Source organism: Priestia sp. SIMBA_032, assembly GCF_046535215.1.
GTDB classification, from domain to species: domain Bacteria; phylum Bacillota; class Bacilli; order Bacillales; family Bacillaceae_H; genus Priestia; species Priestia aryabhattai.
Genome location: NZ_JAWRXD010000497.1, coordinates 1 through 279, shown reverse-complemented (window position 1 = coordinate 279; position 279 = coordinate 1). Strand labels below are relative to the sequence as shown.

Annotated in this window: 1 protein-coding gene; it reads left to right on the top strand. The window is 69.5% G+C overall.

Annotated elements, in window-relative coordinates; all coding sequences use genetic code 11:
• Positions 1 to 2 precede the first annotated feature (2 nt).
• A complete protein-coding gene (locus SB717_RS35290) occupies positions 3 to 149 on the top strand; it encodes a methionine adenosyltransferase domain-containing protein (RefSeq protein WP_410907571.1) in 147 nt (48 codons plus the stop codon).
• The last annotated feature ends 130 nt before the right edge of the window (positions 150 to 279 follow it).

Genomic DNA, 279 nt, shown 5'->3' with positions numbered 1-279 from the left:
TCATCCGCGACCTCGACCTGCTGCGCCCGATCTACCGGGCCACGGCCAGCAACGGCCACTTCGGCCGCAACGAGCCGGAGTTCTCTTGGGAGCGCACGGACAAGGCGGACGCCCTGAGCGCCGAGGCGCCGGCCGCCGCCGCGCAGTAGCACCCCAACCGGCTGCGGCCGAGTCCGGCCGCGGCATCAAGCGGCGCGCGCCCCGCGGTGATTCCGTGGGGCGCGCCAGCTTTGAAATACAGCTTTTTCTTAGGAGTTATCATGCCAGACGCCACGCACT